A 25,429-nucleotide genomic window follows, 5' to 3' on the forward strand; every position below is an offset into this window, starting at 1 on the left:
CTCCGTACACCAGCCGACGTCGCGACGTTCCTCGCTTCCGCACCCGGCTCCAGTCTCTGGCCGATGCGAAGGGTTGGCCGGCTCCAGACGACTCCACCGCCGCTACGAACGCAAAGCGGACCACTCCATGGCTTTCGCCAGCATCGCGCGCACCCTCATCTGCTACCGCCGACTCACCGACTGACGTGAGTTGCCAGGTGACGGGAGACGAAGTCGCGCCAAAGGGCTGTGGCAACAGGCGTTGTATCCGTGTGGGCGCCGGTGTAGCCGATCAGTTGCTTGTCCGGTGCCCCCAGTACGTCGAAGAGGGCTAACTGGCCGTCCCTGGGGAAGATCTCGTCGTGCCATTGAATGTGAAACAGGGTCGGTGCGGTGATCCGTCGGGCGTCTGTCGCGATGCGTTCTGGCGCTTCCATGCCTTGGTGCAGGGCTGGTCCTTGCCAGAGGCCGAACTTGCCGAGTACTGCGCAGCGGAGCCGGCCCCCCAGGGCGGCTGCCAAGGGGATGCCGAACCGCGTACCCATGGACATTCCCAGGTAAGCGAGGTTGTCGGCGTCCACGAGACCCAAGGCCGACAGCGCGTCCACCGTCGCCTGCCAGTCGTCCGCCATGCGATCTAGGACGACATCGATCCCTTCTTCGGCGATGCGGGTCTGGTATTCCGAGGCTGGGAGCGGACTGGGCACTCGCTCGCCATGGTGCGGTCCGTCGATCGCGAGTGCAGCAAGGCCGGCGCAGGACGCAAACCAACAGGCCAGGCTAGCGATTCGCGCGTTTCGCTTGTGCCCGCTGCCTCCGTGCCCTAGCAGGACGAGACGAGGCGGTGAAGAGATAGGGGAAGGCGGTAGCCAGAGCACGCCCGGAACCGTGCCGGCTTCTCGGGCCACACGAAACCCCAGTTCAAGGGTGCCGCCATCCATGCTGCGGCGGTCAGTCCACTCGATTGCCTCATCCACGCCGTCATCCAATCAGCCGCCTGTCGCGACCTGGGAGCGGCCGGAGCACGTCACAGACTGCTGCCGCCTCAGCATCCCGCGCACTCTATTTGCCACTGCGGACCGACCAATTGAGATGACGTTTAGTGGGGTTGCTTGGCCGTGCGCATTCTTCTCCAAGTGGCGTGTGCTGTGGTCACGGTGCGTTGTCTCCAGGGGCGGTGCGGATTGCAGTGGCCCGGTCCACCGGCGAGTTGAGTGCGTCTGGGTCGACGCGCCGAAGACCGCGTCGTCGTCAGAGGTCGTTCTTCTCCGTTGTTTCGTCCCGCGGATGTTGTTCGGTTCCACGGGGTCGGGTCGCGCCGGCTCGGGGTGGCTTTGCCGGTGAGGCGGCGGGGCAGGGCGAGGAATTCCGTGGCATCGTCGGTGCGTTCGACGGTGGTGAGCGCGAGGCGGAGTCGGGGGCGCAGTACGAGTCGGCGTATCCCCCGTCGGCCCACACCAGGGTGATCCTGCGGTGGAGTTCACGAAGTTGCTGCAGCAGCGGCCCGGTCCTGGACGCTCGCGGCGGTGACCAGCACCACCAGCAGCAACTTCGGACAGTCCGCGACCTGCGCTTTGCGGCCCCCGCCTTCTTCCCCTCGTCCCGGCCGACACCGTCGGCGCCGACGGTGCCGGCCGCCCACAGGGACCGCGAGTCGATGATCGCCGCCGCTGGCGGCCGCTCGAAGCTTACACTTCTGAGCAAATCGCAGTTTAGAATAATTTAACCCTGCAATTCTGGCACGAGTGCAGCCAGAAACGTCGGATCCGGCGTCCGTTCTGCCCCAAGGTCCGCAGCGAGTGGCCGCCGGCAGCCTTGGGAGGGCGCGGGCGGATCACATAGGCGCCAGGAGGAAGATTTCTCGATGACCCGGCCCGATGACCCGCGCACCGCGGCGGCCCGGATGTTCGCCGAGGCCGGTGCGTTCGGCGAGCTTCTGGCCGGGATCGAGTGGGCGGCGACGCCGCTCGGGCCCCCCGAGTCCTGGCCGGGGCCCCTGGTGGACACCCTGCGCCTCATGCTCACCTCTGAGCACGGGATGGCTCTGTACTGGGGCTCCGACTTCGCCACGCTGTACAACCTGGGCTCCTCACCCATCGTCGGCGCCAAACACCCCTGGGCGCTCGGCAAGCCCTACAAGGATGTGTTCCCTGAAGTCTGGGCCCACCCAGTGAGCTCCCACTTCCACTATGTGACCGACACCCGCAAGTCACTGCTGATCCCCGATGAGCCGCTCATCATGGAGCGCCACGGCTTTTTGGAACAGTGCTACTTCGACTCCTCCTTCCAGCCCGTGCTGCTGGACGACGGCACCGCCGGCGGCGTGCTGCAGATCATCACCGAGACCACCGGCCGGGTACTGGGCGAGCGCCGGCTGCGCCTGCTGAGCGAGACCGGCGCCCGCACCGCCGGGCTGCCCACCCCGGGCGGGGTCGCCCGTGTCGTCGCGGAGGTGCTGGGCTCCTATCCCGAAGAGATCCCGTTCCTCGACCTGTACCTGGCCTCCGAGTCGGGGATGCTGCGGCCGGCGGCCTCCGCCGGACTGCGCCCGGCGCCCGAGGCCGTCTCGCCGAGCGCGGCCAACGGGTCGGCGGCCGCGGCCCGGCTGGCGCAGGTGGTCGCCGACGGTGCCCCTGCCACGCTGCCGGCCGCCGCGCTCACCGGCGGCCACACGGCCGGGCAGCACGCCGCGGCCTCCCGACTCCCAGTCGAGGAGGCGTTGGCTCTGCCGCTGGACTGTGCGGGGCAGGTGGGAGGTGTCCTGGTCGTGGGCATCAACCCCTGCTTCCCGCCGGCCGGGGCCTACCGGGACTTTCTGGAGGTGCTCGCCGCCGCAGTGGCCGGGGCGCTCACGGCCGCACTCGCCCACGACGAACAGCGCCGGCGGGCGGAGGCACTGGCCGAGCTGGACAGGGCCAAGACCACCTTCTTCGCCAACGTCAGCCATGAACTGCGCACCCCGCTCACCCTGCTCCTGGGTCCACTCCAGCAGGTTCTGGCCGACGAGGACCGGCCCGAGCGCCGCGAGCAGCTGGAGCTGGCCGAGCGCGGCGCCCTGCGCCTGCTGAAGCAGGTCAACACCCTCCTGGAGGTCGCCAGGGCCGATGCCGGGCAGATACGCCCGGCCCTCGAGCCGGTCGACCTCGCCGGTGTCACGGCCGAGCTGGCCGGAGTGTTCCGCTCCGCCTTCGAGGCGGCAGGGCTGACGCTGGAGGTGGACTGCCCGCCGCTGCCCCGGCCGGTATCCCTGGACCCGGAGATGTGGGAGAAGATCATCCTCAACCTGCTCAGCAACGCCCTGAAGTTCACCTTCACCGGCGGTGCCCGGGTACAGGTGGCCGTGGCCGGCGGCCGGGCCCGTCTGACCGTGACCGACACCGGCACCGGCATCCCCGCGGACGAGCTGCCGCGCCTGTTCGAACGCTTCCACCGGGTCCGCGGCGCCCGCTCCCGCTCCCACGAGGGCAGCGGCCTCGGCCTGGTGCTGGTCAAGGACCTGGTGGAAGCGCACAGCGGCACCGTCGGCGTGGACAGCCGACTCGGCCAGGGCACCACCGTCACCGTGGACCTCCCCTTCGCCGCCGCCCACCGGCCCCACCCGGCCCCGCCCGCGGCCGGCGCCGAATCCCCCGGGGAATCCCCCGGGGAAACCCCCGGGGAAGGCGGAGGCGGCCGGCCCGGCCGCGCCGCGGCCTATGTGGACGAGGCGCTGGGCTGGCTGGCGGCCGACCCCGTCCCCCCTGCGGCCACCCCCGCGGCACGCACCCCGCACGCCCCCGCGACCCACGATGCCCCCCACGGCCCCGGCCCGCACGAAACCGAGCGCCCCCAGCGGGCCCGCCTGCTGGTCGTCGACGACAACGCCGACATGCGCGCCTACCTCACCCAGCTCCTGCAGCCCGACTACGACGTGCTGCTCGCCGCCGACGGCCGGGCCGCCCTGGAGACGGCCCTGGCGCAGCCGGTGGAGATGGTGCTCAGCGACGTGATGATGCCCCGCATGGACGGCTTCGAGCTGGTTCGGTCGCTGCGCGCCGACCCGCGCACCGCCCGCCTGCCCATCGTCTTGCTCACCGCCCGCGCCGGCGAGGAGGAATCCGTGCAGGGGCGGCGCGCCGGCGCCGACGACTACCTGGCCAAACCCTTCTCCGCACGCCAGCTGCTCGCGCGCGTCCGCACCGGATTGGAACTGTCCCGGCTGCGCGAACAGGTCCTGACCGAGACCCGCGACCAACTGGCCGTGCTGGCCTCCCTGGCCGACGCGGGCCTGCGGCTGTCCGCCACCCTCGACCCGGACCAGATTCTGCAGACCGCCGGCCAGATCCTGCTGCCCGACTTCGCCGACCAGATCAGCATCCACCTCACCGCGGCGGCACCCGCCCCGGCGCAGTCGCCCCCGGCATACATCGCCGGCACCCCCCTTCTTGCCCGCGAGGCCCTGGCCACCGCCGCCACCCACGCGATCAACGGCACCGCCCCGGCCCCGGCCGGCCCGCACCCGGCGCCCGCCGCCGTGCTGGCCCTGCCGCTGCACCCCCACGACCGGACACTGGGCGCCTTGGTACTCGTCCGGCACACCGAATACTCAGCGGTCGAACACAAGTATCTGGAGAACCTCGCCCACCGCCTGGCCATGGCCTACGACAACGCCACCCGGTACCACAACGAGCGCCGCCTCGCCCTGACCCTGCAGCGCGCCCTGCTGCCCCACCGCCTGCCCCAGGTGCCCGGGGTGCGCCTGGCCACCCACTACCGGGCCAGCAACCGCGGCGCCGAGGTCGGCGGCGACTGGTACGACGTGCTCGCACTGCCCGACGGTGCCGTGGGGCTGGCCATCGGCGACGTCATGGGCCACGACGTGGAAGCCGCCACCGTGATGGGCCAACTCCGCTCCGCCCTGCACAGCCTCGCGATGGAGGGCGCCGGCCCGGCCCAGGTGCTGGCCAGGCTGGACGCCTACCTGCAGTCACTCGCCACCGAACGCTTCGCCACCTGCCTGTACGCGGTCTACAACCCGCACCGCCACCGCCTGCGCTACGCCGCCAGCGGGCACCTGCCGCCCCTGCTGGTAGCCGCCGACACCACCTACCTGGAGCTGCCCCCAGCGCTGCCGCTGGGACTGGGCAGCACCCCAGTCGACCGCGAGGTGGCGTTCCCGCCCGGCACCAGCCTGCTGCTATACACCGACGGCCTGGTGGAAAACCGGGCACTGTCCCTGGACGACCGCCTGGCGGCCCTGCGCCAGACCTGCGGGGCGCTGCCCGCCGCCGCCCGCACCGACCCCCAGCAGATCACCGAACGGGCCCTGGAGCTGCTGAACACCCCCGACCGGGTCGACGACGACACCGCCCTGCTCGCCGCCACCGCCGAACCATCGTGTCGAACCGGCGACCCGCAAGCCGACGGAAGTGCCATGCGACCGACCGCTACTGCTCGTAGTCATTGCTGACGAAGCTGCGGATTTGCTGATCCACTGCCAACGAACTGTCTTCATCGCTAACAGAGTTGCGGATCCTGGAGTCGGCAGGGGCGGGGCCGGTGCGTTCGTTCTGCAGATCCCACAGTTCGCGGAACAAGCCGTCCCGCTGGGCCAGCAGTTCCTCGGGGGTGCCGTGCTGGATGACGCGGCCTTTGTCCAGGACGACGATGCGGTCGGCGATGGTCACGTTGGTGAGCCTGTGGGTGACCAGGACGACCGCGCGATCGGCGGCAAGTCGGCGCAGGCCGGTGAAAATGCGGTGCTCGGCCCTTGGGTCGAGGGCGGCGGTCGGTTCGTCCAGAACGAGGAGGCCGGCCGGCCGATGGAATGCGCGGGCGAGTGCGATCCTCTGCCACTGTCCGCCGGACAGTTCCTGCCCGCCCCACCATTCCTTGGCCAGCAGGGTGTTCAGGCCGCTGCGCAGCCCGTCGATGACCTCGTCGGCGCCCGCGGCATGCGCCGCGGCGAGCACCGCGGCGTCCCCTCCCTCGGTGGCCTGACCGAGGGTGATGTTCTCCCGCGCGGACAGAGGCCAGTTCGCGATCTTGGTCCAACCAGGCGTCCATCGCGGCCAGGCCGCGATGACCAGCGCCGGGCATGAAGTGAGCGTAGTGGTCGAGCGTGACCTTCGGGGCGGAGTGCCCGAGCCACTTGGACAGGCTCACGACCGACTCGCCGGCCTCCGCAGCTTGGCGATCATGCAGGGCAACGTCTCACGACACCTGATCACGATCTACAGCTGGAGTACCACCCGGAGCGAACCGCGAAACTGCCCAGGTAGCGGGCCCGCCCTGAGCCCGATACCGCAGCTGAAACCCGTGGCGGTGTGGCAGTGGGTCCGGCATCATCCCCGTGTGATTGTGATGCAACCCGTTCTGGAGGTCCTCGCTGTCGACGACTTTGCGCTCTGGCCGGTTGGCGAGCACGAGTCGTACGGCTACCTCGTTCTGGACGGGGAGCTGACTCCGGCGGAGGTCGGCACGGCGGTCATGCGGATCGCCGACTGCAACGACTTCGAGCCGGAGGAAGAGCACGGGCCGTGCCCGACCGACCCGCTCGGCACATTCCTGCACGGGCTGCTCACCATGCCGGATCTGTTCGCCGCCGGAGGGTTCCGGGTGACCGACAACGTCACCGGCACCGCCTTCGTCGAGCCGGGCTGCTGCAGCGGCCTGGAGACCTGGCGGGACTGGCTGGAGGTGCTCGACGGCACCGGCTACGCCGATTTCGGCCACGACCCGTCCTCGGTTGCCGAACGCGTCGGCGGCACCGTCCGGCTGACTCTCGACGCCTACGGGGAGGAGAGCAGCCCGGTGATCGAGCTGCCAGTAGACCAGGTACGCACGCTCGTCACCCGTGCCCAGCGGGACTTGCAGGACTTTCGCAGCCTCGCCGGAACCTGGGCCGAACAACACCTGCCGGCACACGCCGCCGCCGTCACCGCCGCCTTGGCACGGGCACTGGACCTGGAGCCCACACAATGACCAGCTTCCTGACCCACCGAGCACGCGTGCACGACGCCCGCCTCTCCCTCCGCCGCCGGCACAGCGCGCTGCGGACCTGCATCACTCTCTTCGCGCCATACGGTTTCCGGGCGACCTACCACCACCTCACGCTCAGCGCCGCGATCCCCCGGCGGCTGGAGGCGGATCCGGACGCGCTGGTGCGGGCGGTGGAGGAACTGTATGAGGCGAGGGTGCTGTGGCTCGCGCGGGCGGAGGAGTACGTCGCGCAGCGCCGGGTGGAGAAGTGGGCCGGGCGGAGGGCTGTAGCGAACCCGCGACCGTGGTGGCTGCGGATCAGATGGGAGGGCCCGGACCGCGCCTGGTACGAAGACCCGTTTCGCCACCCGTCGCTGCGTCTGTCCGAGTACGTCCGGCGACAGAACGCGATTCTGGACGGCGCCGATCCCCCCGGCTGCCCGGCCTGCGGGGACGAGGGACCGCTGGAGCCGCACTCGACCGGGCACGCATGGGTCGAGCTGTGCCGTGGGTGCGCGTGGGCGCCGGTGACATGTCCGTGCGGGCAGCGGCATCGGATCGTGCCGGAGATCCCGTACGGCTGGAACGAGATCTGGCAGCGGGCGCACATGAGCGATGACGGCATGCCGAACCCACACTGGCCCGCAGGCTAACGAACTCGTGCATGGTTGGCTGTCGCTCATGTGCTCGCGTCGCCCAAGGTCAGAGCCCGCCAGTTTTTCAGGTGTGCGATGCCGTGCTCGACGCGGATGCGTCGTGAGGAGTGAGCCTTGCGCTGCTGCTCGTGTCGTTCCTCGTACCAGGCGGGAGCGTTCTTCTTGAACTTGCGATGGGTCGGTGTCACCACCCGTCCGCCGGTCTGCGCTCCCATGCCCTGGTAGCCGGCATCCGCGAGGATCTCCATGCATGCCGCCTCTGGCCTGGGCATTCACGGAACTGCGGCCAGAACCAATGTCAAAGAGCGCCAACAACGAGCCGTATACGGCCCTGTCCTCTCGTGTCTTGGAGAGCCTGCGGGCCTCCGTGCAGCACCCGCAGCCCCCGCCTGGTGTACCGAGGACGGTCTCAGGCGGTATCGCGCACACTCGTCTCCTCTGGAGGTGGAGGGGCGCCGCTCCGGACCCGCCGTCTGGAATCGACACAGCAGACCGAGACATCATCGTATGTCGGGCTATACGGCACGAAGGCCGAGTTATCTACGCGAGTAGCGAGGATCCCCCAATAACCTCCGTCACCTCCTCTCTTTGTGATTGAAAAATTCGCGCCAATGTGGCTCGTTGTCATGCCGCAGTGCGCTCAGTCGTCAGTTTCAGGCTGCTCTGGAATGGTGCAGGTTTCCGCCAGGCATGAGCGGGGCGCTTCTCGGGGCGCCGTCGCCAGAGTTCCCTGATCAAGCGGTCTGCAGGGGGGTCGGCCTGCTGTGAAAAATACTAGCCATGCAAACTTCTCACGCCTTAAGCGGAGTGCAGTACTCCGAAGTTCCCGGCGGGTCATGTGATGTACGTCACGCGCGCCCGGGTTGATCTCGGTAGGTAAAGAGTTCCTATAGTTGGTGGTGCAACGGGGAGCAACCAATGATCACCGCGCTGAAGCAGTGACGTAATGACACGGGGGCTACGTGCAGAAACTCTCCTGTTTTTGAAGGAGATTCTGCCCGGTTGTCCGCATTGCATTTTCAGCCGGCGTGCTCGCAGATACTCATCGGAGTCTTTTGTGCGGCACTCACCCTCCGAATATTTCGGCAACCGCATCACGGGGGATCTGTTTTTCGTTGCGGAAGATCCGACCATGGATTCAAACAGAATGGAGAGTGTCGTGGCTGAGATAGCAGCCTTCATGAACAGACAGGAGATGTCTCCTCTCAAGGAGGGCATGGCCAAGACCGACGGCGCGCCGATCATGGCGACCCCGGCGGCCGTCGCCGTTCCGGCCGGCGCCAAGATCGCGGCGGCTGCGGTGGCGTTCACCATCCCCGTCGGCGCGTACGTCACCGGGCGCGTCTTCGGCTGAGGTGGGGAGATCTCGATGAACCAGATCACAGAGAGCGCGCGCACGGCCGCGTCGCCGACCTTGTCCGAGGTGGCAAGCGACAAGGTCGTGCGCATGATGCCGGTGGCCTTCACCCCGAGTGTCGTGGCGCTGTGCCCCTACGCGGCCGGCGGGCTGGCTGCGGGTGCCGCGGTGGTCGGCGCCTATGAGGCCGGGCGCGCGGCCGGCTGAGTCTCACCCCCGCCGCCCGCGCTCTGAGCGCGGGTTCGTAACGGCACCTCTGGAGTGACATCCGCGGGTGCGACGAAGCTGTCGGGCCGCGCTCCAATCGCGGCCCGACAGCTTTCCGATGTTAGCCGACCCGCTGACGAGTCAGGAGGAATCATTTCTTGAGATACCTGAAGAAGATCAGCTCGGCAGTTTTCGGCGCTGTGCCGATTTCCCGAGACAGGGCGTTAGGGGTATCGGAGAGGCTGGCGGCACTCACAACGCTGTCCTCTTCTCTGGAGTACCTGGCCCAGCACAGACACATGGATCCCGGTGGGCTGAATGACTGGGAGATCATGAAGAGGACCCCGGAGGCCAAGAGCGTAACCCTCCGCAAGGTTGCGGATATGGTGAGCGGGAAGAAGGTGACGCTGGCGCTGCATGCGACCCGGGCGGCTGTCAGCATCGGCATGCTACTACGGGGACAGTCACGGTGGCGCGGTGCTGGGAGCCTCTTCCTCAGCGGTACCAACTGTCTGATGCAGGCTCGCCACCGTTATGGAACGGATGGATCGGACCAGGTGGCGAATCTGGTGCAGAGCGTGACCGGTGTGGCTCGGCTGGCAAAGAAGTCGGAAACTCAGGACGCACTTCTCTGGTATATCGGAATACAGGCCAGTATGTCCTACGCCGTCTCCGGCTGGGTCAAGCTGGTGGGTGACAAATGGCGAGACGGGACGGCTCTTCCGGGAGTGATGCGGACGCGGACCTACGGTTCTGAACCGGTCTACCGCCTGACGCAGCGTTACCCGAAGACCTCCAACGTCGTTCAGCACGCCACCTTGGCGATGGAATGCCTCTTCCCGCTTGTCTATGTCGCCGGCGGCCGATTCACCCGCCCGTTCCTGGCTGCTGCCGGAAGTTTTCACGTAGCCAACGGCTTCATCATGGGGCTTGGGCGTTTCATGACCGCATTCCCCGCGATGCACCCCATGGTCGCGTACACCACGGTCCCCAGGACCCATCCCGCGGTCACAGGACGCGATGACCGGGCGGCCAAGGCGGCGGCGCTGCTGCTCGCTGGGGGAGTCGTTGCCAGTGCCGTGGTCGCGGCTCAGCGCCGGGCTGTGGTTCTCGAAGGCTGGCCGACCTCCCGGAAAGTCGTGACCCGGCACGGCAATGAACTGATGTACGAAGCGGCCGGGCCGGAGTCGGATGCGCCGGTCTTGGTGTTCTGCGCGGGACTGGCCTCCACCTCAGAGCACTTTGCGTGGATCACCGAGTGGTTCGCGCACGGCTCGGATCACGCCGTCGTGTCGTACGCGCGGGCGGGCTACGCGGGCAGCCGCCGCCACAACAAGGCAGCCTACGAGCTGACGGAGTCGGTCGATGACTTGGAAGACCTGGTGCGTGCGCTTGTACCGGAGAACCGCAAGGTGGTGCTGGTAGGGCATTCCTTGGGCGGCGAGCTGATCCGGCGAGTCGCCGAGCGTATGCCGGAGCGGCTGGCCGGTCTCGTCTATCTCGATCCGTCGCATCCGGCAGAACTGCAGCGCTCTGACCGACAGAGTGCCGGGGCGAAGGACCTTCGTGTCACCCTCACTCACGTGGCCCGTTACGTTCAGATGGGCACGGGGATCCTGATGAGCCGGCCCGGCTGGGTCGACAGACTGCCCCCGGCGTACCGCGAGAAGGTGTTCGCGCAGTACACGGACGCCCGGCTGTGGACAGCGGGCAAGCGGGAATGGCTGGCCGTCGAGAAGGAATTCACCGAATTCACGGGGGCCATCGACCCGGTCGCCACACCCGCGTTGATCATCGCCGCGCAGCAGACCGTGGATCAGGATCCGGAGCAGTTCCTGCTGTACAACGAGCTGGCGCGGGTCCACCAGGGCCACGGCGAGCGGGGTGCGGTCGAAGTCATCGCGGGAGCTGATCACGACTCCATGCTCACCGAGGCGCGCTATGCCCACCAGGCTGCCCGGCTCATGGCCGAGTTCCTGGCTGCAGAGCGCCAGCGCGACAGAGCCGACGCGATCGCCGCTCACGAGGGAGGTGCTGAACGATGAGACCTGCCGCCCTCTTCAAGGACGCGTTCACAGGGCCGGGCTCCCTCGCGAGATGGGTGGGAGCGGGCATGCTGGTGACGACACTGGCCGCGCAACATCCGCATCTCGTGTTCGACCGTGCTCGCACCAAGGATCTCTTTTCCATGGTGCCGAACTGGAAGTTCTTCGCCCCGAACCCGGCGGTCCACGACTTCCACTACACCTACCGGACCCTTGATCCGGACGGTGAGACCAGCGAGTGGCGCGAGATCGAGATGATCGCGTCGCGAAGGCTGTATCAGGCGTTCTGGTTCGCGTCCCGCCGTCCGGAGAAGGCGGTCTTCGACATCTGCACCGCCATCCTGCAGGAGGCGCAGAAAGGCGGAGTCCGGCAGGCTCAGACGCTGTCCTCCTATCAGCTGCTGGTCGAGTTCATCCGCCGCACCGTCAGCGAGGAGCAGGGCGAGGAAGCAGTGAAGGGATTCCAGTTCGCGGTCGTCCGTGCCGCAGGGCACGACGGCAGCGAACAGCCGGAGACCCTCTTCGTCTCGCCCTACACGTCGATGAAGATGCCGACGCCGCGGTACCTGGCCGCCGCCTAGGCGACAGGGCCTGCACTGCCATGACGGCGTCACGCGGCGCCCTGCCACCGCGCAGGGCGCCGCACACCAAGGTCACCCGGACTCGGTGTGGCCGCCGCCCGGAGCCCGGTAAGGAACAGACACGTAGATGAACGGTCACGTAGACGACATCGGCTACGGCAAGCAGTTCGCCGCCTGGTACGACCGCCTTTTCCCCAAGGACGCCAACGCCGTCGCCACTGCGGAGACACTCGCCCGTCTCCATCCCGACCCTGGGAAGGGCACCCTGGAGTTTGGTGTGGGCACCGGCCGCATCGCCATCCCGCTCTCCGGGAAGGTCGGCCACATCATCGGCATCGACACCTCACCGGAGATGTTGGCACAGCTCGGCGACGATCCCGAAAGCGTGGACGTCACAGGAGTCCACGCAGACATCCGCTCCTACAGCGACGACCGCGCCTACGCACTCGTGTACGCGGTCTGCGGGGTCCTGTCCATGCTCTTGACACCAGAGGACCAGCAGAAGGCCGTACAGCGGGCGGCAGAGCTCCTGGCGCCGGAGGGCCGCCTGGTGATCGAGAGCGGCAACCGGCCGGCCGTCGAGGCAATGCACGAGGGCCTTGCGCGGACAACTCTGTTCACCCCGTATCCGGAACCTGGCACGGGGCTTCAGACGCACTCGACCCTTCCCCCTGGATCTGATCTCTGGCAGTGCTCGCACGTCTGGTACGAAGCCGACGGAACCACTCGCGTGGGAAGTGAACTCGCCCGTCTGACCACCCCGGACGAGGTCGACGCCTACGCCGTCGCGGCCGGGCTTACTCCCGAAGCCCGGTACGCCGACTGGCACTTGTCTCCCTACACGTCTCAGTACCCGATGTTCCTCACCACTTATCGGAAGGGTGTATGAGCCGGAGCTGAAGCGCCTGTCTGCATGCCACGACCAGGGAAAGGAATCATGGTGACAACCAATCGTGTGGTGTCGTTCGTCGTAGCCTTCATCGTCGCCGTGCCAGTCATGCTGACCGTTTTTCGCGATAGCGGCGAAATCACAAGGGCGAGTTGGGCCAAGAGTCTCATCTTCGGCGGCAGCATCGCCGCGATCGCCGCGATCGCCTTCGGCAGGAGCAGGCAGTGAATATATCTGCCGTCGTCCGCCGCCATCGGCTGCTGCTCGGCGCGGGCATCCTGCTGGGCCTGCTGGGAACGGCTGCGACGCTTCTGCAGCCACTGCTCATCGGCGACTTGATCGAAGCGGTAGCCGTGGATGAGCCAACCATGCGGCCGATCCTGCTCCTTGCGGGGCTCTTCGTCGCAGACGCGCTGCTTGCCGCCACCCACTTCTATCTCATCGGGCGAGCCGGAGAGAACATCGTCTTCGACATGCGGGGCACCCTCACCGGGCGTCTCCTGCACTCCCGTATCCGCGCCTTCAACCGCCTCGAACACGGCGACGTCTTCACCCGCACCGTCGCCGACACCTCCTTGGCACGCGTCGCGCTCTCCTCTTCCGTATCCCAGATGATCACCTCCGGATTCGCGGTCGCCGGCTGCGTCGGCGTCATGGCCTGGCTCGACTGGCGGATGCTGCTGGCCACCGCCGGCTGCCTTGGAGCAGCCTCGGTGATCGGGCTCGGTCTGGCGCGAGCCGTGCGTAAGGCCGCGGTGACGAACCGCGAGGACACCAGCAATTACGGATCGGCGCTCCTACGGGTGCTGGGCGCCCTCACCACGGTGAAAGCGTCCCGCGCCGAAGAGCGCGAAGCCGAACGCATCGGAGAACTGGCTGATGACGCGCGGGCCAGTGGCATCCACGTCACCCGCCTGTCGGCGATGCTGATGCCCGCCATGAACGTCGGTACTCAGGTGTCCCTTGCCGTGGTCATCGCCTGGGGCATGTCCCGTACAGCCACGGGCGCTCTGCCCATCGAGGACCTCACCGCGTTCATCATGTACCTCTTCTACCTGGTGTCCCCACTGGTGATGCTGTTCATGTCGCTCGGGGAGATCCAGCAGGGCCGGGCGGCCATCGACCGGGTCAAGGACCTGGCCCGCATCGAGACCGAGTCCACCGAAGGCACTCCTGCCTCAACACCCGTTGCGGGGACGCCCGCCGTCGAGTTCAAAGACGTCACGTTCTCCTATGGCGACACCACCGCGCCCGCCCTGACCGGTGTGTCGTTCTCGCTGCCGCCCACCGGCGTAACCGCGATCGTGGGCCCTTCCGGAGCAGGCAAGACCACCCTGTTCCAGCTCATCGAGCGCTTCCAGGCGCCCGACGCAGGTACGGTCCGCTTGGGCGGCACGGACATAGGTGCTCTGCGCCTGGACGAACTACGGTCCCGAATCGGCCTTGTCGAGCAGGACGCTCCCCTGATGCGCGGGACTGTCAGGGAGAACCTCACCTACGCTCGCCCTGACGCCACTGCCGCGGACATCGACGAAGTCATCGCCGCGGCTCACCTCGCTGACGTCGTCAGCGCTCTGCCGGACGGCCTGGACACCCGCCTGGGTGAGGCCGGAATCGGTCTCTCCGGCGGGCAGCGGCAGCGCCTCGCTATCGCCCGCGCCCTTCTCACCCGCCCAGACGTACTGCTGCTGGACGAAGCCACCGCCCACCTCGACTCCGACTCCGAGACAGCGCTGCGCGAGGCCATCTCCGCCATCGGTACGCGGTGCCTCGTCCTCACCATCGCCCACCGTCTCTCCACCACCATCGGCGCGGACCGCATCCTCGTGATCGAGGACGGAAAGCTGCGTGCCACCGGAACCCACACCGAGCTGATGGAAGGCGACACAACGTACCAACGCCTCGCCAGCAGGCAGATGACACCTGTCGGGACAGGCACCCGGTGACCGATGCCGCGATCGTGGGCACGGGTCCCAACGGGCTCGCCGCCGCTGTGACCCTCGCCAGAGCCGGGCTCAAAGTTGCCCTGCACGAACAGGCCGACACGCCTGGCGGTGGTCTGCGCTCGACGTCGCTGTTCGATAGCGCCGTCGTCCACGACATCTGCTCGGCAGTTCACCCGATGGCCGCCGCCTCCGCGTTCTTCCGGGCATTCGACCTGCCTTCTCGCGGCGTCCGCCTGCTCCAGCCCGACATCCCCTACGCCCACCCCCTGCCTGGCGGCCACGTAGCGGCAGCCTGGCGCAGCATGGCCCGCACCGCTGAGCACCTTGGTGCAGATGGGCGCCGTTGGACACGTTTGCTGGGCCCGCTTGTGGAACGGTCCACCACTGTGGTCGACCTGTTTCTCTCCGACCAGCGCTCCTTGCCCCGCGACCTCCTCACGCCCGCGCTCCTGGTCCCTCGGGTTCTGGCACACGCCACGAAGCGCACACCGTTCACGACATTGGAGGCCAGAGCCCTGCTGACAGGCGTGGCAGCCCATGCCGTCGGAAGACTGCCTTCGCCGGCGTCGGCAGCGGTAGCCCTGCTATTGGCCCATACCGCCCACGCCAGTGGCTGGCCACTGCCGGAAGGCGGAAGCATGCGCATCGCCGACGCACTCGTCGCCGACATCACCGCCCACGGCGGCACCATTCACACCGGCCACCACGTCAAGGACCTGGCGGAGCTGGGCAATGCACCCCTTGTCCTCTTGGACGTGAGCCCCAAGGAATTCCTCGCCATCGCCGGCGACCGACTCCCCGCGGCGTATCGCCAGGCTCTGCGCCGCTACCGCTACGGCCCGGGCGCGGCCAAGGCCGACTTCCTTGTCAGCGAGCCCATCCCGTGGACCAACCCCCTCTTGTGGCAGGCCGGCACGGTGCACCTCGGTGGCACTCACGCTGACATCGTCAGGCAGGAGAACGCCACCGCCGCAGGTCGGAAGATCCCGGACCCGTTCATGCTCGTTGTCGACCCGGCCGTCACCGACCCGACACGAGCATCCGGCCGCAAACGCCCGGTGTGGGCATACGCTCACGTGCCCAACGGAGACACTCGTGATCCAGTCGAGATGATCCGTACACGCATCGAGGAGTACGCCCCCGGATTCACGGACACGATCATCGCCTCACGCGGCCTGTCGGCAGCCCAGTACGCGAGGTACAACCCGAATTACGTCGGCGGGGACATCGCGTCTGGTGCTCTGACCCTGCGCCAGACCCTGGTACGCCCGACCTTGCGCCGGGATCCGTACACCACGCCCCTGCCAGGCGTGTACCTGTGCTCGGCCTCGACTCCGCCGGGCCCATCTGTCCACGGCATGTGCGGCCACTACGCCGCGCTCTCTGCGCTCCGGCGCCACCACGGCGTACGGACATCGCCTGAGCTGTCCCTGAAGTAGAAGAAGGAGTTCTTCTTGTGCGCACACACGTCTTGGTAGCCCGCGCAGTCACCGTCGCCGGCCTGGCGTTAGCCACCGCCGCCCCGGCCTTTGCGAGTGAAGACACGTCAGCCCGTTCCGTCGAGTGGTCGACGGAGTTCGGAACGGCCGCCGCAGCATGACAGCGGTGGACCGAGCCGGGGAGCTCCGGTTTGACACGCGATCTGGTACTCAGCGGAACGCTCTCCACCACCGGCGACGGCTGCTACTCCCCGTGGACAAGGTTCGTGTTCGACCGAAACGATCGAGGCCACTTCAACGCTGCGCATCTGAGGTGAGGTTCGAGCACCCGCCAATCAGCAGTGAATTGTGGCAACATCCAATGAACGAGGTGCACTCTTGCTGACGTCCCTGTGGAAACGCCACGGCCTGTTCATCGCTGTCGGGGCGCTCTGCATCGCGGTGAACAGCCAGGGTCTGGGGCCGCTGTGGTACACGGGGGTCGTCCTTCTGGTGCTCGGTGGGTCGATGCGCTGGGGTCTGTGGCGCAATCAACGTCCTCCGCAAGGACAGACACCGATTCCGGTCGGCGTACCCGTCACCGGACGCTGGCGGGCCGTCAACGGCCCTGGCACGAAGGTCCCCAGTCACACGCACAGCCATGCGCAGACCTACGCCATCGACTTGACGTACCACCCGGCTGCAGAGCTCACACCGGCATTCCGCTGGCTCTGGCCGCTCGGCAGCCGCCCGCACCGTTACCCCGCCTTCGGCAGCCCTGTTCTGGCGCCCGGCGACGGCGTGGTCGTAGCGAGCGCCCACCGTCAGCGCGATCACTTGTCCCGCACTTCGCTGCCTGGCTTCCTCTACCTCTACCTGGAGGGCTTCGTACGCAGCCTGGGCCGGCCCCGCCATCTATGGGGCAACCACATCATTCTCGATCTCGGCGAAGGCGTGTACGCGGGTTTCGCGCATCTCAAGCGCGGTTCCCTTCGTGTCGTGGTGGGCGATCGGGTCACCGCAGGTCAGCAGCTCGCCGAGTGCGGCAACTCCGGCAACTCCTCCGAGCCCCACCTGCATTTCCAACTCATGAGCGGTCCGGACTCCGAGACGGCCTACGGACTGCCCTTCGAGTGGCGCTACCGCGATGACGACGGCGCCGAACACAACGGAGTGCCCAAGGACGCCGTCCACTTCACCTCGCTCGAGTCCCAGTCCCATGAGCGGTAGTGCTGCCGCCCGTGCAGGACGGTACGTACGGCGGCGATGCATGTCTGGGGCCGCCATCTGTACTGATCGTGCAAGCCCTCGTAATGCGTAGGTCTCGGGTTCGAATCCCGAGGGCTTGGTCGGCTCGGCCAGGTCTGGCTCATGACCAGGTGAGGGTCGCTGCTCTCCATGCGAGGGTGACGGCGTCGCTAGCGAGAAGTTCAGGGCGATGCCGCGGTGCGCGGCGGTGACGGTCAGTGCCGTGGTGAGTTCTCGGTCGTCGAGGGCGAGCAGGCGGTGGAGCTCGTGGGGCGGCGTGAACCGCGCGGCACGGCGATGTGTCCGGCTGCGGGGATGTCGTCGATCAGCTGATGCAGGGCCGGGGCGGATTCACCGCACACGACGGCGCGAGTGGCCCGTGCCACACGGCCAGCAGATCTGCGTACGTCGTCTCCGGGGCGTCTGCCCGCTGATACGGGGAGCCACTGCTCCAAGCGCGAGTTCTCCCCAGCGCTCATGTATCGAATGGGTACCTCTCCAGGAGGTCCAGGGGACCGATTTGATGCATCCCTTGGCCGCACTGGTCGTCAACAGCGCTGAAAGACACGAACGCGCCGGTCAGGGCCTTTTCCCCTAGCACTCGATGATGTTCACCGCCAGCCCGCCGCGGGCCGTCTCCTTGTACTTGACGCTCATGTCCGCGCCCGTGTCCTTCATGGTCTTGATGACCTTGTCCAGGGACACCTTGTGCGAGCCGTCGCCGCGCATGGCCATGCGGGCTGCCGTGACCGCCTTCACCGCGGCCATGCCGTTGCGCTCGATGCACGGGATCTGGACGAGGCCGCCGACGGGGTCGCAGGTCAGGCCGAGGTTGTGCTCCATGCCGATCTCGGCCGCGTTCTCGACCTGTTCGGGGGAGCCGCCCAGCACCTCCGCGAGGGCGCCCGCCGCCATGGAGCAGGCCGAGCCGACCTCGCCCTGGCAGCCGACCTCGGCGCCGGAGATGGAGGCGTTCTCCTTGAAGAGCATGCCGATCGCCCCGGCGGCGAGCAGGAAGCGGACGACGCCGTCCTCGTCGGCGCCCGGCACGAAGTTGACGTAGTAGTGCAGGACCGCCGGGATGATGCCGGCCGCTCCGTTCGTGGGCGCCGTGACCACCCGTCCGCCGGCCGCGTTCTCCTCGTTCACCGCCATCGCGTACAGCGTGATCCACTCCATGGCGTGGGCCAACGGATCGCCCTCGGCGCGGAGTTGACGGGACGTCATCGCGGCTCGGCGGCGCACGCGCAGGCCGCCCGGCAGGATGCCCTCGCGGGACATGCCCCGGGACACGCAGCCCTGCATCACGCGCCAGATCTCCAGCAGCCCGGTCCGGATCTCGTCCTCGGTGCGCCAGGCGCGCTCGTTCTCCAGCATGAGCGACGAGATCGACAGGCCGGTTTCCTTCGCCAGGCGCAGCAGCTCGTCGCCGGTACGGAAGGGATACTTCAAAACCGTGTCGTCGAGTTTGATGCGGTCCTGCCCGACCGCCTCCTCGTCCACGACGAACCCGCCGCCGACCGAGTAGTACGTCTTGGTGAGCAGTTCCGCGCCCGAGGCGTCGTACGCCCACAGCGTCATGCCGTTCGCGTGGTACGGCAGGGCCTTGCGGCGGTGCAGGACCAGGTCGTCGTCGAAGGAGAACGGGATCTCGTGCGAGCCCAGCAGGCGCAGCCGGCCGGACTCCTTGATCTGCTCCACCCTGTCGTCCGCCCCCTCGACGTCCACCGTGCGCGGCGAGGAGCCCTCCAGGCCGAGCAGGACCGCCTTCGGGGTGCCGTGGCCGTGGCCGGTCGCGCCGAGCGAGCCGTACAGCTCGCCGCGGACCGACGCGACGGCGTCCAGCAGGGACTCGTTGCGCAGCCGCCGCGCGAACATGCGGGCCGCGCGCATCGGGCCGACCGTGTGGGAGCTGGACGGGCCGATGCCGATCGAGAACAGGTCGAAGACCGAGATGGCCACGGGGACTCCTCAATGCAAGGGGTGGTGCAGAAGGTTTTCGCCGGGTGCCCCGCCCACCCGTCTACGAGTGTGCGGGGCTGCCGGGCAAACAGGAACTACTTGTTCAGAACGGGGTACAGAGGGTGCTTTTCGGCCAGGGCGACCACTCGGGCCTTGAGCGCCCGCGCGTCGTAGGACGGCTTGAGCGCCTGCGCGATGACGTCCGCGACCTCCGCGAAGTCCTCGGCGGTGAAGCCGCGGGTGGCGAGGGCCGGGGTGCCGATCCGCAGCCCCGACGTCACCATCGGAGGCCGCGGGTCGTTCGGGACGGCGTTGCGGTTGACGGTGATGCCGACCTCGTGGAGACGGTCCTCGGCCTGCTGCCCGTCCAGCTCGGACTCGCGCAGGTCGACCAGGATCAGGTGCACATCGGTGCCGCCGGACAGGACGTTCACGCCGGCCTCGCGGGCGTCCGGCGCCGTCAGCCGCTCGGCGAGGATCCGCGCGCCCTCGACCGTACGGCGCTGACGCTCCTTGAACTCCTCCGAGGCCGCCACCTTGAAGGAGACCGCCTTCGCCGCGATCACATGCTCCAGCGGACCGCCCTGGAAGCCCGGGAACACGGACGAGTTCAGCTTCTTGGCGAACGCCTGCTTCGCCAGGATGATCCCGCCGCGCGGGCCGCCCAGCGTCTTGTGCGTGGTGGACGTGACGACGTCCGCGAACTCCACCGGGTTGGGGTGCAGCCCGGCCGCGACCAGGCCCGCGAAGTGCGCCATGTCGACCCACAGATACGCCTCGACCTCGTCGGCGATCCGGCGGAACTCCGCGAAGTCCAGCTGCCGCGGGTACGCCGACCACCCGGCGATGATCACCTTCGGCCGGTGCTCCTTGGCGAGACGCTCGACCTCGGCCATGTCGACCAGACCGGCGTCGTCCACGTGGTACGCGACCACGTTGAACTGCTTGCCGGAGAAGTTGAGCCGCATCCCGTGGGTGAGGTGGCCGCCGTGGGCGAGGTCCAGGCCGAGGATGGTGTCACCGGGCTGGGCGAGGGCGAACAGGGCGGCCTGGTTGGCGGAGGCGCCCGAGTGCGGCTGGACGTTGGCGTACTCGGCGCCGAACAGGTCCTTGATCCGGTCGATGGCGATCTGCTCGGCGACGTCGACGTGCTCGCAGCCGCCGTAGTAGCGCCGGCCCGGATAGCCCTCGGCGTACTTGTTGGTCAGGACCGAGCCCTGCGCCTCCATGACCGCGAGCGGAGCGAAGTTCTCCGAGGCGATCATCTCGAGGGTGGACTGCTGGCGGCCCAGCTCGGCGTCGACGGCGGCGGCGATCTCCGGGTCGAGCTCGTGCAGGGGCGTGTTCAGGACGGACATGCGTCTACGACTCCTCAGCCGGTGGTGAAGGCGGTGTACTCGTCGGCGGACAGCAGCTCCTGCTGCTCGCCCGCGACGCGTACCTTGAACAGCCACCCGCCCTCGAAGGGGGCGGAGTTCACCAGCGACGGGTCGTCGGCGACATCCTGGTTGACCTCGACGACCTCACCGTCGACCGGCGAGTACAACTCGCTGACCGACTTGGTCGACTCCAGCTCACCGCAGGACTCGCCCGCGGTCACCGTGGCACCGACCTCCGGGAGCTGGACGAACACCACGTCGCCGAGCGCGTTGGCCGCGTGCTCCGTGATGCCGACCGTCGAGACGCCGTTCTCGGCGCCCGACAGCCACTCGTGCTCCTTGCTGTAGCGCAGCTGCTGGGGGTTGCTCATGGCCTGAATTCTCCTGTACGCGGGTGGGTGCTGATGAAGGGGGGACTGCTGGAACCGTGCGTGAGCAGCGGGAATGTGTGCAGCGTCACGCGCCCGGACTGGTCTCAGTCTCTACTTGTGGCGCTTGTAGAAGGGCAGCGCCACGACCTCGTACGGCTCGTGGGCGCCCCGGATGTCCACGCCGACGCCCGGGGTCCCCGGCGCCGCGTGGGCCGCGTCGACGTACGCCATCGCGATGGGCCTGCCGAGGGTGGGGGAGGGGGCGCCGGAGGTGACCTCGCCGATCACGGCGCCGCCCGCGACGACCGCGTACCCGGCGCGCGGGACGCGACGGCCCTCGGCGACCAGGCCGACGAGGACGCGCGGGGGCTGTTCCTGCGCCCGCGAGGCCGCCGCGGCGAGCGCCTCGCGCCCCACGAAGTCGCCCTCCTTGCCGAACTTGACCACCCGGCCCAGCCCGGCGTCGAACGGGGTGAGGGCGGTGCTCAGCTCGTGCCCGTACAGCGGCATGCCCGCCTCCAGGCGCAGCGTGTCCCGGCAGGACAGGCCGCACGGGACCAGCCCGACGCCCTCGCCGGCCTTGGTCAGCGCCTGCCACAGCTCGACGGCGTGCTCCGGCTTCACGAACAGCTCGAAGCCGTCCTCGCCGGTGTAGCCGGTGCGCGCGATGAGCGCGGGGACGCCGGCGACGGTGCCGGGCAGACCGGCGTAGTACTTCAGGCCGTCGAGGTCGGCGATGGGGGCACCTCCCGGATCGAGCGAAGTCGAGCCTCTGGGGGAGAGCGAGGCCAGGATGCCGGGGGACTCCGGTCCCTGGACGGCGATCAGGGCGTAGGCGTCCCGGTCGTCACGGACCTCGGCGTCGAAGCCGGCGGAACGCTCCACCAGGGCGTCCAACACGACCTGCGCGTTGGAGGCGTTGGCGACGACCATGAACTCCGCGTCGGCGAGCCGGTACACGATCAGGTCGTCGAGGATGCCGCCGTCCGCGCCGCAGATCATGGTGTAGCGGGCGCGGCCCACGCCCACGGCCGCGAGGTCGCCGACGAGCGCGAAGTTCAGCAGGGCGCCCGCCTGCGGACCGGTGACGGTGATCTCGCCCATGTGGGAGAGGTCGAACAGCCCGGCCTTCGTGCGGACGGCGTTGTGCTCGTCGCGCTCGGAGCCGTAGCGCAGGGGCATGTCCCAGCCGGCGAAGTCGGTCATGGTCGCACCGAGCGAACGATGCAGCGCATCGAGCGCGGTGTGACGGAGTTCTTCGGTACTGCTCATCGGACGGTCGTCTCCCAAGGCATGACGGGCGAGGTGGTTCCTCCCCACTCCTCCCCATCTGTCATCGGAACCTGAGAGGTTCGCCATGACGGCCCGTTACGACGGGTCGGACATGGCTTGCACCTTGGGTGGGGCCGACCTCGTCGAGACAAGGGGCGGCCCGCTTTTCAGATGTGCCTCGCCCGCGCGGTAACGGGGACCTGAGAGATTCAAGGGAGGGACTTGCTCCTTCGGCGCCCCAGCGAAACTGCTGCTGAGGACTCTCCCGCGCGGATTCGAACGGCCGGTATGCAGTTGGCGCGGCCATCATTGCACGGCCCGCCCCGTTCGCGGCAGGCCGCATCTGTAACCGGCCTGTGTCGGTACGCGCACGAAATCGCGAGGCGCCGCGCATTACCTTCTCTTTACGCTTGGCGGGGATGAGGACTACCTGACCCCAGGGGAGGACGATCACGGTGAACGAGGCGACCACGGCGAGGACCACGGCATTCGCGACCATCTCGGGGATCGCGCTGCCCGCGCAGCCCGGCGCCCAGGCGCGCAACGCGTGCGGCCCACAGCCCGAGCCCGTCGTCCGCGACCTGCGCGAGCGGGCCGGCCGCAGCCCGCACGGCCTGCTCTTCGGCCCCCGGGACCTGGTCGTGGTCACCGGACTGCCAGGCAGCGGCAAGTCCACGCTCATGAAGCGGGCCGTGAGCGGCGTCCGCATCGACTCCCAGGACACCCGCGACCGCTGGGACGCCCGCGCGCCCCGCCTCCTGCCCTACGCCCTCTACCGCCCCCTCGTCCGCCTCGCCCACTACGCCGGACTGCGCCGGGCGCTGCGCGGCGGCAAGGGCGTCGTCGTGCACGACTGCGGCACGCAGGCCTGGGTGCGTGACTGGCTGGCCCGCGAGGCCCGCCGCCGCGGCGGCACCCTCCACCTGCTCCTGCTCGACGTCGGCGCGGACACGGCCCTGGAGGGCCAGCGCGAGCGCGGCCGAGGCGTCTCGCGGTACGCGTTCCTGCGCCACCGGCACGCCGCCGCCCGGCTGCTGCGCTCGGTGGAGAAGGGCCGGCTGCCCGAGGGCTGCGGCTCGGCGGTCCTGCTCGACCGCGACGCGGCCGACACGCTGCGCCGGATCGGATTCACGGGCTGAGGGCTCGGGCGGAACGCCCGGTACCCGCTAGCCTTTCAGCCACAGCAGAGTGAGCGGTTCTTAGCAGGCGGTAGGCAGATGGACTTCCCCCCGGCGGACTTCCCCACGGACTTCCCGGCGCAGGCGCACCCCCATTCGCACGGCGGATGGCCCGGCAACGAGCTGGAGGAGGTGCTCTCCGTCTCCCTCGGCGTGCCGGGAGCCGGCGGCCGCATCGTGGAGGTGCTCGGCCGCAGCTTCGTCTGGGTGCCGCTCCCCAGCGGCGGCGGCCCGCACAGCGGCCCCCTCGACCTGCCCACCCTGGAGCTCGACGGCCAGGTGTACGTGCCGGTCTTCAGCTCCGAGGAGCAGTTCCGCCAGGTCGTCGGCTCGCACATGTCGTTCACGATCGCGCCCGCCGTGGAGTTCGCCCGCGGGCTGCCCCCGCAGGTCGGCATCATGGTGAACCCCGAGGGCGTGGTCGGCGTCCCGCTGCCGCCACCGGCCGTCGCCGAGCTGTGCCGGGCGGGCCGCACCCCGCTGGATGGCCCCGCGAGCGGCGGCCGCGTCCGCCTCTACGAGCCCGACTGGCAGGACGACCCGGTGGACTTCCTGGCCGCGGCCTCGGCGGAGTTCGAGTCCATAGGCGTGGTCCGCACGGCCCGCCGCTGCCTGGCCGCGATCGAGACGGCGGACCCGGTGATGTTCGTCGGCGTCGAACTCTCCCAGTGGGAGGGCGACCTGCGCGCACTTCCCCTGGAGGCCCTCGGCAGGGCCCTGGGCCGCACCTCGTCGCCCTGGCCGGTCAACCTGGTCCTCCTGGACGTCGCCCAGGACCCGGTGGGCGATTGGCTGAGGACCCGAGTCCGCCCCTTCTACACCAGGGGTCACTGACAACTCCCCCAGGTGCAGCCGACTTGGGGGCGCGGGGAACCGCGCGCCCAGCCACGCACGAGGGGCAGCCCGAGGATCACAGCACGCCCCGAGCTCTCAACGGCCCGACCAGGAGAGCGCCTAAGCTGGACTCCAACGCGGGGCAACAAAAAAGAAGGGGCGGTACAGGTGAGCGCCAGCGGCATCGCGACCGGTCAGGTCGAGCACATGCTGCGCCAGGTCACGCCCGGGCGCTACGACGCATACGAGGCGCTTCTGCGCGCGCTCGCGACCCCCTCCTCCGGCCAGGTCTGGATGCTCCTGTGGCACGGCCAGGCCGGCTCCCCGGACGCCCAGTACGGAAACATGGAGGTCGAGGGGTACGGCTACGCGCCGTGCGTGACCTCCGCCCAGGAGCTCAGCGCGAGCGGCTGGAACAGGTCGTACGAGGTGGTCGACGGACTGGACGTGGCCCGCACCCTCTACCCCGACCACTACGGTCTCTGGCTGAATCCGCACGCTCCCGGCGGCGGCGTCGGCATCCCCTGGCTGGACCTGCGCCGGATCGCGACCGGCCTGGAGCGTCAGCCCGCAGGCCCGCTGCGGCTGTCCGAGCCCGGCATCGAGGTCCCGCAGTTCTACGCCCTGCTCGCGCAGAACGCCCACCGTACCCCGGTGGTCCGGGCATTGCGCCGGGCCTGGGTACAGCCGGCGCTGGGCGCGCCCTACCTGGCCATCGGGCTCGACGTGTACGAGTCCTCGCCGCCGGCCGTGGACGCCGTACGGGCGATGATGCAGCAGTCCATCGGCGCGGTGCCGGAGGGGCTGCCGGTGTCGACGGTCGCCATGACCGACGAGTACGACCCCGTCGTGATGTGGATGCGCGCCAACGCCCGGCCGTTCTACGACCGTGAGGCCCACGCGCCCGCCCCGGCCCAGGCGCCCGCGGGCGGTTACGGCTATCCGCCCACCGGACGCTACTGACCGCCGCCGCCACTCGTCCGCCGTCACTCGTGTCGCCTTCACCCTTCCTTCCACTCCTGTCACGGGGTGGACACCGAGCGTCTCCGCGCGTAGATAGCGGCGATTAGTCCCATTTGAGTCCGATATGCCCCAACAAGTCACCGTCCGGGGGGCGTTACCCGCCGTCCGGATAACGGAACCCCTC

Annotated in this window: 22 protein-coding genes, 2 pseudogenes and 2 riboswitches; of the genes and pseudogenes, 16 read left to right on the plus strand and 8 right to left on the minus strand. The window is 68.8% G+C overall.

Going from position 1 to position 25,429, the window contains the following annotated elements; genetic code table 11:
• Positions 1–73: 73 nt before the first annotated feature.
• Positions 74–184: pseudogene (locus ACZ5SK_RS23930) on the plus strand (IS5/IS1182 family transposase); the annotation flags it as partial.
• Here the strand turns inward: ACZ5SK_RS23930 and ACZ5SK_RS23935 are convergent.
• Positions 174–956 (minus strand): dienelactone hydrolase family protein, encoded by a 783-nt coding sequence (locus ACZ5SK_RS23935; protein ID WP_361709329.1) that lies wholly within the window; start codon positions 954–956, stop codon positions 174–176. The pseudogene ACZ5SK_RS23930 and the gene ACZ5SK_RS23935 sit on opposite strands and share 11 nt — an antisense overlap.
• Positions 957–1,843: 887 nt before the next feature.
• Between ACZ5SK_RS23935 and ACZ5SK_RS23940 the strand changes: the two genes are divergently transcribed.
• On the plus strand, positions 1,844–5,428 hold the full coding sequence (locus ACZ5SK_RS23940) for a SpoIIE family protein phosphatase (RefSeq protein ID WP_468576587.1): 3,585 nt from the start codon (positions 1,844–1,846) through the stop codon (positions 5,426–5,428).
• Here the strand turns inward: ACZ5SK_RS23940 and ACZ5SK_RS23945 are convergent.
• A pseudogene (locus ACZ5SK_RS23945) lies at positions 5,406–5,999 on the minus strand (ATP-binding cassette domain-containing protein); the annotation flags it as partial. The gene ACZ5SK_RS23940 and the pseudogene ACZ5SK_RS23945 sit on opposite strands and share 23 nt — an antisense overlap.
• Positions 6,000–6,321: 322 nt before the next feature.
• On the opposite strand from ACZ5SK_RS23945, the gene ACZ5SK_RS23950 reads away from it, so the two are divergent.
• Complete coding sequence (locus ACZ5SK_RS23950) at positions 6,322–6,942, plus strand: hypothetical protein (RefSeq protein WP_334581158.1); 621 nt, start codon at positions 6,322–6,324, stop codon at positions 6,940–6,942.
• Positions 6,939–7,592, plus strand: a complete 654-nt coding sequence (locus ACZ5SK_RS23955) for a hypothetical protein (RefSeq protein ID WP_361705227.1) — start codon at positions 6,939–6,941, stop codon at positions 7,590–7,592. The genes ACZ5SK_RS23950 and ACZ5SK_RS23955 overlap by 4 nt, the downstream gene beginning before the upstream one ends.
• Before the next feature lie 26 nt (positions 7,593–7,618).
• Here the strand turns inward: ACZ5SK_RS23955 and ACZ5SK_RS23960 are convergent, their stop codons facing one another.
• Positions 7,619–7,843 carry a transposase family protein gene (locus ACZ5SK_RS23960; RefSeq protein ID WP_334577081.1) on the minus strand — a complete coding sequence of 75 codons (225 nt, stop codon included), beginning with the start codon at positions 7,841–7,843 and terminating at the stop codon, positions 7,619–7,621.
• Positions 7,844–8,754: 911 nt separating this feature from the next.
• On the opposite strand from ACZ5SK_RS23960, the gene ACZ5SK_RS23965 reads away from it, so the two are divergent.
• From ACZ5SK_RS23965 to ACZ5SK_RS24005, 9 genes are all read left to right on the plus strand, one after another.
• Positions 8,755–8,949 (plus strand): hypothetical protein, encoded by a 195-nt coding sequence (locus tag ACZ5SK_RS23965; RefSeq protein ID WP_334577080.1) that lies wholly within the window; start codon positions 8,755–8,757, stop codon positions 8,947–8,949.
• 15 nt (positions 8,950–8,964) lie between these two features.
• Positions 8,965–9,159, plus strand: coding sequence for a hypothetical protein (locus ACZ5SK_RS23970; protein ID WP_334577079.1), 195 nt, complete (start codon positions 8,965–8,967; stop codon positions 9,157–9,159).
• 158 nt (positions 9,160–9,317) lie between these two features.
• Positions 9,318–11,204, plus strand: coding sequence for an alpha/beta fold hydrolase (locus tag ACZ5SK_RS23975; protein WP_468576588.1), 1,887 nt, complete (start codon positions 9,318–9,320; stop codon positions 11,202–11,204).
• Positions 11,201–11,785, plus strand: coding sequence for a hypothetical protein (locus tag ACZ5SK_RS23980; RefSeq protein WP_334577076.1), 585 nt, complete (start codon positions 11,201–11,203; stop codon positions 11,783–11,785). Before ACZ5SK_RS23975 ends, ACZ5SK_RS23980 begins: the two co-directional genes overlap by 4 nt.
• A gap of 127 nt (positions 11,786–11,912) precedes the next feature.
• Entirely contained in the window at positions 11,913–12,674 is a 762-nt protein-coding gene (locus ACZ5SK_RS23985; RefSeq protein ID WP_334577075.1) for a class I SAM-dependent DNA methyltransferase, read from the plus strand.
• A 48-nt stretch (positions 12,675–12,722) separates the two neighbouring features.
• Positions 12,723–12,902 (plus strand): hypothetical protein, encoded by a 180-nt coding sequence (locus ACZ5SK_RS23990; RefSeq protein WP_334577074.1) that lies wholly within the window; start codon positions 12,723–12,725, stop codon positions 12,900–12,902.
• Positions 12,827–14,620, plus strand: coding sequence for an ABC transporter ATP-binding protein (locus tag ACZ5SK_RS23995; RefSeq protein WP_334577073.1), 1,794 nt, complete (start codon positions 12,827–12,829; stop codon positions 14,618–14,620). The genes ACZ5SK_RS23990 and ACZ5SK_RS23995 overlap by 76 nt, the downstream gene beginning before the upstream one ends.
• Positions 14,617–16,059 carry a phytoene desaturase family protein gene (locus tag ACZ5SK_RS24000; protein ID WP_361705219.1) on the plus strand — a complete coding sequence of 481 codons (1,443 nt, stop codon included), beginning with the start codon at positions 14,617–14,619 and terminating at the stop codon, positions 16,057–16,059. Before ACZ5SK_RS23995 ends, ACZ5SK_RS24000 begins: the two co-directional genes overlap by 4 nt.
• A gap of 378 nt (positions 16,060–16,437) precedes the next feature.
• A complete protein-coding gene (locus ACZ5SK_RS24005; RefSeq protein WP_334577071.1) occupies positions 16,438–17,268 on the plus strand; it encodes a M23 family metallopeptidase in 831 nt (276 codons plus the stop codon).
• A 233-nt stretch (positions 17,269–17,501) separates the two neighbouring features.
• Here ACZ5SK_RS24005 and ACZ5SK_RS24010 read toward each other — a convergent pair whose 3' ends face one another.
• The 5 genes from ACZ5SK_RS24010 to gcvT all read right to left on the minus strand — a co-directional run bounded on the left by ACZ5SK_RS24010 (position 17,502) and on the right by gcvT (position 22,270).
• The gene (locus tag ACZ5SK_RS24010; protein ID WP_361705217.1) at positions 17,502–17,672 is read right to left on the minus strand and encodes a hypothetical protein; all 171 of its coding nucleotides are present in this window, start codon (positions 17,670–17,672) and stop codon (positions 17,502–17,504) included.
• A 208-nt stretch (positions 17,673–17,880) separates the two neighbouring features.
• Positions 17,881–19,248 carry an L-serine ammonia-lyase gene (locus ACZ5SK_RS24015; protein WP_468576589.1) on the minus strand — a complete coding sequence of 456 codons (1,368 nt, stop codon included), beginning with the start codon at positions 19,246–19,248 and terminating at the stop codon, positions 17,881–17,883.
• Between the two features lie 95 nt (positions 19,249–19,343).
• Complete coding sequence (glyA, locus tag ACZ5SK_RS24020) at positions 19,344–20,606, minus strand: serine hydroxymethyltransferase (RefSeq protein ID WP_334577069.1); 1,263 nt, start codon at positions 20,604–20,606, stop codon at positions 19,344–19,346.
• Between the two features lie 14 nt (positions 20,607–20,620).
• Positions 20,621–20,998: a glycine cleavage system protein GcvH gene (gene gcvH, locus ACZ5SK_RS24025; protein ID WP_334577068.1), complete on the minus strand. Its 378-nt coding sequence runs from the start codon at positions 20,996–20,998 to the stop codon at positions 20,621–20,623.
• Positions 20,999–21,109: 111 nt separating this feature from the next.
• On the minus strand, positions 21,110–22,270 hold the full coding sequence (gene gcvT / locus ACZ5SK_RS24030; RefSeq protein ID WP_468576590.1) for a glycine cleavage system aminomethyltransferase GcvT: 1,161 nt from the start codon (positions 22,268–22,270) through the stop codon (positions 21,110–21,112).
• A 48-nt stretch (positions 22,271–22,318) separates the two neighbouring features.
• Positions 22,319–22,447: riboswitch (glycine riboswitch) on the minus strand.
• Positions 22,448–22,548: riboswitch (glycine riboswitch) on the minus strand. It abuts the riboswitch before it with no gap.
• 177 nt (positions 22,549–22,725) lie between these two features.
• Between gcvT and ACZ5SK_RS24035 the strand changes: the two genes are divergently transcribed.
• From ACZ5SK_RS24035 to ACZ5SK_RS24045, 3 genes are all read left to right on the plus strand, one after another.
• Positions 22,726–23,409, plus strand: a complete 684-nt coding sequence (locus ACZ5SK_RS24035) for an AAA family ATPase (RefSeq protein WP_334577066.1) — start codon at positions 22,726–22,728, stop codon at positions 23,407–23,409.
• Between the two features lie 78 nt (positions 23,410–23,487).
• Positions 23,488–24,282, plus strand: a complete 795-nt coding sequence (locus tag ACZ5SK_RS24040; protein ID WP_334577065.1) for an enhanced serine sensitivity protein SseB — start codon at positions 23,488–23,490, stop codon at positions 24,280–24,282.
• A gap of 168 nt (positions 24,283–24,450) precedes the next feature.
• Positions 24,451–25,245 (plus strand): enhanced serine sensitivity protein SseB C-terminal domain-containing protein, encoded by a 795-nt coding sequence (locus ACZ5SK_RS24045; RefSeq protein WP_334577064.1) that lies wholly within the window; start codon positions 24,451–24,453, stop codon positions 25,243–25,245.
• The last annotated feature ends 184 nt before the right edge of the window (positions 25,246–25,429 follow it).

The sequence above is a fragment of the Streptomyces sp. NPDC031474 genome (assembly GCF_055581185.1).

What these genes read in the sequence shown, in the direction of transcription:
- ACZ5SK_RS23980 (WP_334577076.1), top strand. Translation starts at nt 11,201, where the DNA reads ATGAGACCTGCCGCCCTCTTCAAGGACGCGTTCACAGGGCCGGGCTCC.
- ACZ5SK_RS23970 (WP_334577079.1), top strand. Translation starts at nt 8,965, where the DNA reads ATGAACCAGATCACAGAGAGCGCGCGCACGGCCGCGTCGCCGACCTTG.
- ACZ5SK_RS24040 (WP_334577065.1), top strand. Translation starts at nt 23,488, where the DNA reads ATGGACTTCCCCCCGGCGGACTTCCCCACGGACTTCCCGGCGCAGGCG.
- glyA (WP_334577069.1), bottom strand. Translation starts at nt 20,606, where the DNA reads ATGTCCGTCCTGAACACGCCCCTGCACGAGCTCGACCCGGAGATCGCC.
- ACZ5SK_RS23940 (WP_468576587.1), top strand. Translation starts at nt 1,844, where the DNA reads ATGACCCGGCCCGATGACCCGCGCACCGCGGCGGCCCGGATGTTCGCC.
- gcvH (WP_334577068.1), bottom strand. Translation starts at nt 20,998, where the DNA reads ATGAGCAACCCCCAGCAGCTGCGCTACAGCAAGGAGCACGAGTGGCTG.
- ACZ5SK_RS23955 (WP_361705227.1), top strand. Translation starts at nt 6,939, where the DNA reads ATGACCAGCTTCCTGACCCACCGAGCACGCGTGCACGACGCCCGCCTC.
- ACZ5SK_RS23990 (WP_334577074.1), top strand. Translation starts at nt 12,723, where the DNA reads ATGGTGACAACCAATCGTGTGGTGTCGTTCGTCGTAGCCTTCATCGTC.
- ACZ5SK_RS23985 (WP_334577075.1), top strand. Translation starts at nt 11,913, where the DNA reads ATGAACGGTCACGTAGACGACATCGGCTACGGCAAGCAGTTCGCCGCC.
- ACZ5SK_RS23960 (WP_334577081.1), bottom strand. Translation starts at nt 7,843, where the DNA reads ATGGAGATCCTCGCGGATGCCGGCTACCAGGGCATGGGAGCGCAGACC.
- gcvT (WP_468576590.1), bottom strand. Translation starts at nt 22,270, where the DNA reads ATGAGCAGTACCGAAGAACTCCGTCACACCGCGCTCGATGCGCTGCAT.
- ACZ5SK_RS23950 (WP_334581158.1), top strand. Translation starts at nt 6,322, where the DNA reads ATGCAACCCGTTCTGGAGGTCCTCGCTGTCGACGACTTTGCGCTCTGG.